The organism is Bradyrhizobium sp. STM 3809 (assembly GCF_000239795.1).
Classification (GTDB): Bacteria; Pseudomonadota; Alphaproteobacteria; order Rhizobiales; family Xanthobacteraceae; genus Bradyrhizobium.
The window spans coordinates 1-6,167 of the sequence record NZ_CAFJ01000200.1 but is presented as its reverse complement, the minus strand read 5'-3'; the positions used below and the strand labels follow the sequence as shown (position 1 = coordinate 6,167).

6 protein-coding genes are annotated in these 6,167 nt (G+C 66.6%); 4 read left to right on the top strand and 2 right to left on the bottom strand.

Going from position 1 to position 6,167, the window contains the following annotated elements; genetic code table 11:
- Nucleotides 1–817: MBL fold metallo-hydrolase (locus tag BRAS3809_RS11065; protein ID WP_035656041.1), on the top strand; the 817-nt coding region annotated here is incomplete at its 5' end.
- A gap of 134 nt (nucleotides 818–951) precedes the next feature.
- On the opposite strand, the gene BRAS3809_RS11060 is transcribed toward BRAS3809_RS11065, so the two are convergent.
- Nucleotides 952–1,494: a methylated-DNA--[protein]-cysteine S-methyltransferase gene (locus BRAS3809_RS11060; RefSeq protein ID WP_035656042.1), complete on the bottom strand. Its 543-nt coding sequence runs from the start codon at nucleotides 1,492–1,494 to the stop codon at nucleotides 952–954.
- Between the two features lie 174 nt (nucleotides 1,495–1,668).
- Between BRAS3809_RS11060 and BRAS3809_RS11055 the strand changes: the two genes are divergently transcribed.
- The 3 genes from BRAS3809_RS11055 (at nucleotide 1,669) to BRAS3809_RS11045 (ending at nucleotide 5,273) form a co-directional block, all read left to right on the top strand.
- Nucleotides 1,669–2,925, top strand: coding sequence for a M20/M25/M40 family metallo-hydrolase (locus tag BRAS3809_RS11055; protein ID WP_008962182.1), 1,257 nt, complete (start codon nucleotides 1,669–1,671; stop codon nucleotides 2,923–2,925).
- Nucleotides 2,926–2,997: 72 nt separating this feature from the next.
- A complete protein-coding gene (locus tag BRAS3809_RS11050; protein WP_008962181.1) occupies nucleotides 2,998–3,798 on the top strand; it encodes a phytanoyl-CoA dioxygenase family protein in 801 nt (266 codons plus the stop codon).
- A gap of 170 nt (nucleotides 3,799–3,968) precedes the next feature.
- On the top strand, nucleotides 3,969–5,273 hold the full coding sequence (locus BRAS3809_RS11045; RefSeq protein ID WP_008962179.1) for an NAD(P)H-dependent oxidoreductase: 1,305 nt from the start codon (nucleotides 3,969–3,971) through the stop codon (nucleotides 5,271–5,273).
- 90 nt (nucleotides 5,274–5,363) lie between these two features.
- Here BRAS3809_RS11045 and BRAS3809_RS11040 read toward each other — a convergent pair whose 3' ends face one another.
- Nucleotides 5,364–5,957, bottom strand: a complete 594-nt coding sequence (locus BRAS3809_RS11040) for a hypothetical protein (RefSeq protein ID WP_008962178.1) — start codon at nucleotides 5,955–5,957, stop codon at nucleotides 5,364–5,366.
- Between the last annotated feature and the right edge of the window lie 210 nt (nucleotides 5,958–6,167).

Genomic DNA, 6,167 nt, shown 5'->3' with positions numbered 1-6,167 from the left:
GCAGGAAGGCCCGTTTCTGCCTGCACAGGACGTCTTTCCTGCGCTGACGCCGGACATGCTCGCGGCGGAGCGCAGCGCGCTGCAGGCCGCGCGTGCGCTCGACGCGCAGGATACGCTGATGCTGTGCGTTCAGTCCTATGTGGTGAAGACGCCTCACCACACCATCCTGATCGACAGCTGCATCGGCAACGACAAGCCGCGCGCCCGGCCGGTCTGGAACATGAAGACCGACGACAGCTACATGCGGGCGCTCGCGGCCGCCGGCATCTCGGTCGACGACATCGATGTCGTGATGTGCACGCATCTGCACACCGATCACGTCGGCTGGAACACGCGGCTCGACAACGGCCGCTGGGTGCCGACCTTTCCCAACGCGCGCTACGTGTTCGCCCAGGCCGAATACGACTATTGGGTCGCGCAGAACGACAAGGCGGAGGTGCCTGCCTTCGCCGACAGCGTGCTGCCGGTGGTCGAGGCGCAGCGCGCCGACATCGTCAGCGACGGCTTCGTCATCGGTGACCATGTCCGGCTGCTGCCGACCCCAGGGCATACGCCCGGCCATGTCGCGGTCGCCATCGGCAAGGCCAGGGACGAGGCGGTGTTCGCCGGCGACCTGATCCACTCGCCGCTGCAGCTCGCTTATCCCGAGCTGTCGCCGAAGTTCGACGTCGATCCCAAGCAGGCCGCGGTGACGCGGCGCGGCTTTCTCGATCGCTACTGCGATACGCCGACGCTGTGCTGCACGGCGCATTTCCCGTCGCCGTCCGCCGGCCGCATCACGCGCAACGGCAACGGCTTCGCCTGCGAGGCGGTTTAAAGCGACAGGCGTCGTGCCCCGCGAAGGCGGGCATCCAGTCCGCCGTGAGTTCTCGGCAAATAGTGTTGGCGGCATACCGGGTCACCCGCCTTCGCGGGCGATGACGATGTCTGTCGAGGCTAGGGCCGCTGGGCTCAATCGAACAGGCTCGGCGTATGGTTCACTGCCGCGCCCTCGATCGCCAGCATCTTCAGCTTGGTGTCGACGCCGCCATTGGCGGAGAAGCCGCCCGGCTTGTTGCCCGCCGCGAGCACGCGATGGCACGGCACCACGATCGGGCACGGATTGCGCCCCAGCGCCTGGCCGACCTCGCGCGACAGCGCGACGCCGCCGAGCTGCTTGGCGATGTCGCCATAGGTCAAGGTCTGCCCCGGCGGGATCCGGCGCGCGATCTCGTAGACGCCACGCTGGAACGCGCTGACGCCGTCGAGGTCGAGCTCGATGTCGCTGAGGTCATCGGGCTCTCCGGCCAGCAGCGCCGTGATGCGGCTGATGACGCGCTGCACATGCTGCGGCGGCTCAGCCTCGCCGATGCCGGCGTAGCGCTGCTGCATCCGGGTGCGGATCTGCGCCGCGCCGCCCATCGGCAGCTGCACCGCGTTGATGCCGCGCGGGCCCCAGGCGATCGCGCAAGTGCCGATCGCGGTGTCGAACATGGCGTAGCTCTGGTCTGACATGAATCGGTCTGACATGATTTGATCCGTCATGGCGGGCTCCATCGTCGCTCTGCCCCGTATCATCTGCCGGTCAAATTAGGCTTGGAGATTGTTGCGATCCACCCGGATTCTGCCAATGTCCGCAGACGCGAGCGGGCGAGGCCCGCCGCGAGCCCAAGACGACAAGGACCCCGGATGACGCTTTCGACCTCCCGCCTCGCCGCCCTCGTCCTGCTGGCGAGTGCAGCCATTATTCCTGCCGCACACGCCGCGCCCGACGACAAGATCAAGGCCGCTGCCGAGCAGGCCAAGCCGGCGGTGATCGATAGCTTGCGCGAGATGGTGCTGATCGAGTCCGGCTCGGGCGATGTCGAGGGCCTCAAGAAAATGGCCGACCTCGTCGAAGGCCGGCTCAAGGCGCTCGGCGCCTCCACGGAGCGGCGCAAGACCACGCGCGGCGCCGGCGCCGACATCGTGATCGGCAGCTTCGAGGGCACCGGCCGCCGCAAGCTGATGCTGATCGCGCACATGGACACGGTGTATCAGCCCGGCATCCTCAAGACCGAGCCCTATCATGTCGAAGGCGACCTGATCTACGGGCCGGGCATCGCCGACGACAAGGGCGGCATCGCGGTGATCCTGCACAGCCTGCAAATCCTCAAGGACATGGGCTGGCGCGATTACGCCAGGCTGACGGTGGTGTTCAATCCGGACGAGGAGGTCGGCTCGATCGGCTCGGGCGAGCTGATCGCCGAGCTCGCCGATCAGCATGACGTCGTGCTGTCCTGCGAGCCCACCGCGGCGAAGCCGGCCGCGCCGGTCGACAGCCTGCTGCTGGGCGCCAGCGGTACCGCCACCGCCACCCTGCAGGTGACGGGCCGCGCCTCGCATGCGGGCGCGGCGCCCGATCGTGGCCGCAACGCGCTCATCGAGCTCTCGCATCAATTGCTGCAGACGCGGGACATCGCGAAATCCATTCCCGGCACTCAGCTCAACTGGACCACGGCGACGGCTGGCACCGTGCGCAACCAGATTCCGGAGAAGGCGAGTGCCGGCGGTGACGTCCGCCTCACGGTGGCCGACGGCGTCGAGAAGCTGCAGGCCGCGCTGGACGAGACCACGAAGTCGCATCTGGTCCCGGACACCGAGGTCAGGGTCACGATCGAAAAGGGACGCCCCCCGTTCATCGCGTCGGACCGCGGCCGAGCGCTCGGCAAGGAAGCGCAGGCGATCTATGCCGAGCTGGAGCGGCCGCTGGCGCTGGTCGACATGACCGGCGGCGCCACCGACGCCGGCTTTGCCAATCGCAGCGGCAAGGCCATCGTGGTCGAGAGTTTTGGTATCGCCGGCTTCAACTACCATGCGCACAACGAGTACATCGACGCGACGACCATCGTCCCTCGCCTGTATTTGATGACCCGCATGCTGATCGAGCAGGGCAAGAAGCTGTAGTTTCAGCTACGGAGGCAGCCCGGCGCAAAGACCGGGCGCCTGCTTTCGAGGAAACAAGGACGGGAGAACGCCATGAAACTGACGGCGGAGCAGATCGCATTTTTCAACCGCGAGGGCTGGCTGTTCTTGCCCGAGCTGTTCAGTCCGGAGGAGACCGCCTTCCTCGCCCGCGAGGCCGAGGCGATCTATGCGGCGAACCGGCCCGAGGTCTGGCGCGAGAAGAGCGGCGCGCCGCGTACCGCCTTTGCCGCGCATCTCTACAACGACGCGTTTCGCGTGCTGGCGGCGCATCCGCGCATGATCGAGCCGATCAAGCAGATCTTCGGCGAGAAGCTCTACATGCATCAGTTCAAGATCAACGCCAAATCCGCCTTCACCGGCGATGTCTGGCAGTGGCACCAGGACTACGGCACCTGGAAGCGCGACGACGGCATGCCGGAGCCGCGCGCGATGAACATCGCGATCTTCCTCGACGAGGTGATGCCGATCAACGGCCCCCTGATGCTGGTGCCGAAGAGCCAGCACGCCGGCGATCTCGAGGCCTCGCACGATCTTGCAACCACCTCCTATCCGCTGTGGACACTGGACGAGGCGACGGTGACCCGTCTGGTCGCCGACGGCGGCATCGTCGCGCCGACCGGCAAGCCCGGCGGCATGCTGATGTTCCACGGCAACCTCGTGCACGGCTCCGCCGGCAACATCACGCCCTACCCGCGCAAGATCGTGTATCTGACGCTGAACGCGGTCTCGAACCACATCCGCACGCCGACGAGGCCGGAGTACATCGCGCATCGCGACTTCACGCCGATCGAGACGTTGCCGGACGATGCATTGCTGCAGCTGGCGCGGGCGCATCGCGAGGCGGCGGAGTAAGGCGCGCCGCTCGCCACAAAAGAGGTCGTCATGCCCGGGCTCGACCCGGGCATCCATCCTCTGAGCAAGAGCGAGCCTTGTGAGGAGATGGATGGCCGGGTCAAGCCCGGCCATGACGACTGGGTTGGTAGCTGCATGTCACACGACAATCCTTGAAGCCGGATAACAGAATGAACCTCCACGCCCTCCTCCAAACCCGCGCCGCTGCCGGCAAGCCGGTCCGCGTCGCACTCATCGGCGCCGGCAAGTTCGGCTCGATGTTCCTGTCGCAGGTGCCGCATGTCGCCGGTCTCGACGTGCCCGTGATCATCGATCTCGATCCGCAGCGGGCGCGCGAGGCCTGCCGCACGGTCGGCTGGAGCGCCGGCCTGATCGAGCGCACGACGTTCAGCGCCGACAGCGCCAAGGCGCTCGCCGACTCCATCGATGTCGTCGTCGAAGCGACCGGCAGCCCGGCCGCCGGCATCCGCCATACGCGGGCGGCGATCAGGGCCGGCAAGCACATCGTGATGGTCAATGTCGAGGCCGACGTGCTGGCCGGACCGCTGCTGGCCGACGAGGCGCGCAAGGCCGGCGTGGTCTATTCGCTCGCCTATGGCGATCAGCCGGCGCTGACGGCGGAGCTCGTCGACTGGGCGCGCGCAACCGGCTTTCACGTCGTGGCGGCCGGCAAGGGCACGAAGTACCTGCCGGCCTATCACGAGGTCACGCCGGACGGCGTCTGGCAGCACTATGGGCTGACCGCCGGCGAGGCACAGTCCGCCGGCATGAACCCGCAGATGTTCAACTCCTTTCTCGACGGCACGAAGTCGGCGATCGAGATGGCCGCGATCGCCAATGCGACCGGGCTCGACGTGCCGTCCGATGGCCTGTTGTTTCCACCCTGCGGCGTCGACGACCTTCCGCATGTGCTGCGGCCGCGCGAGCGCGGCGGCGTGCTGGAGCGATCGGGCATGGTCGAGGTGGTGTCGTCGCTCGAGCGCGATGGTCGCCCGGTGTTTCGCGACCTGCGGTGGGGTGTCTATGTCGTGCTCGAAGCGCCCAACGACTACGCCGCCGATTGCTTCAAGCAATACGGACTGAAGACCGACGCGACCGGGCGCTACGCCGCGATGTACAAGCCCTACCACCTGATCGGGCTCGAGCTGAACGTGTCGGTGCTCTCGGCCGCGCTGCGCAACGAACCGACGGGGCAGCCGCTCGGCTTCCGCGGCGATGTCGTCGCCGTCGCCAAGAAGGATCTTCGAGCCGGCGAGATGCTCGATGGCGAAGGTGGCTATACGGTGTGGGGCAAGGTCGTGCCGGCCACGACCAGCCTGCGGCTCGGCGCCCTGCCGATCGGGCTGGCGCATCGGGTGAAGCTCGTGAACGACGTCGCGCATGGCAAGATCGTCCGCTGGAGCGACGTCGCCGCCGACGCCGCGGACGAGACCGTGCAGGTGCGCAAGCAGATGGAAGTGGCGTTCGCGCGCTGAGGGCGCGCTCCGCCCGCACGACCCGCGACGAAAAAAGCCCCGACCGGCGGTCGGGGCTTGGCGGATCGAGACCGAGCAAAGCCTCGGTTGTTAATTGTCATCCTCGCCAAAGGCCGCGGCGAGCTTGTCGTAGTATTTGACGACGAGATCGATGTTGCCCTTGTTCTCGACCTCCGGCGGCTTCGCCTTCAGGGCCGCGTTGAGATCGTTGAGCACCTGCTTCTTGTCGTCCGGCTTCATCTTCTTGTCGGCCTGGACCTGCTCGATCTGGTCCTTGATGACGGCTTCGGGCCCGACATATTTCTTCGTCTTCGGATCGATGCCTCCCATCACGAGGCTGATATTGTCGACGACGATGTTGAAGTCGTCATAGCTCGCGAAACCGTATTTCTTGGCGACGCCATCGAGCTGGGTGACCACCTTCTGGTCCGGCGGCGTGTTCGCCGGCAGCTTGTCGGTGATCGCATCCATGTCCTTCTGCGACGCCAGCACGTTCTCGATCTGCTTGTCCGTCAACGCGATCTGCTTGAGCTGGGGCGGCTGGCTGATGGTCGGGCCCGGCGGCTGCGCCGGAGAATCCTTGGCCGCCTGCGCAAGAGCCGGAAGCGTTGCAAGGGCCGTCATCGCTGCGCCCGAGCCTGCAATGGCGAGCGCGACGAAGGTGGTCCGGACGAAACTGCGCATGAAGATCTCCTGTGGGACAATGGCTACGACGACAGACAGCGCAGCATTGCGTACGTTCTGGGGAATGAACCGCACCTGAATCGGTTCCGTAGCGCGCGATCACACGCTTGTGCGGCAGCCGTCGCCGTCCGAACGCAGGAGACACGATGTGAGACGATCGGACCGGCCCAAACGACGACGCCGCGCTGAGGGGCTCAGCGCGGCGTAGTT

What these genes read in the sequence shown, in the direction of transcription:
- BRAS3809_RS11045 (WP_008962179.1), top strand. Translation starts at nt 3,969, where the DNA reads ATGAACCTCCACGCCCTCCTCCAAACCCGCGCCGCTGCCGGCAAGCCG.
- BRAS3809_RS11050 (WP_008962181.1), top strand. Translation starts at nt 2,998, where the DNA reads ATGAAACTGACGGCGGAGCAGATCGCATTTTTCAACCGCGAGGGCTGG.
- BRAS3809_RS11060 (WP_035656042.1), bottom strand. Translation starts at nt 1,494, where the DNA reads ATGTCAGACCAGAGCTACGCCATGTTCGACACCGCGATCGGCACTTGC.
- BRAS3809_RS11040 (WP_008962178.1), bottom strand. Translation starts at nt 5,957, where the DNA reads ATGCGCAGTTTCGTCCGGACCACCTTCGTCGCGCTCGCCATTGCAGGC.
- BRAS3809_RS11055 (WP_008962182.1), top strand. Translation starts at nt 1,669, where the DNA reads ATGACGCTTTCGACCTCCCGCCTCGCCGCCCTCGTCCTGCTGGCGAGT.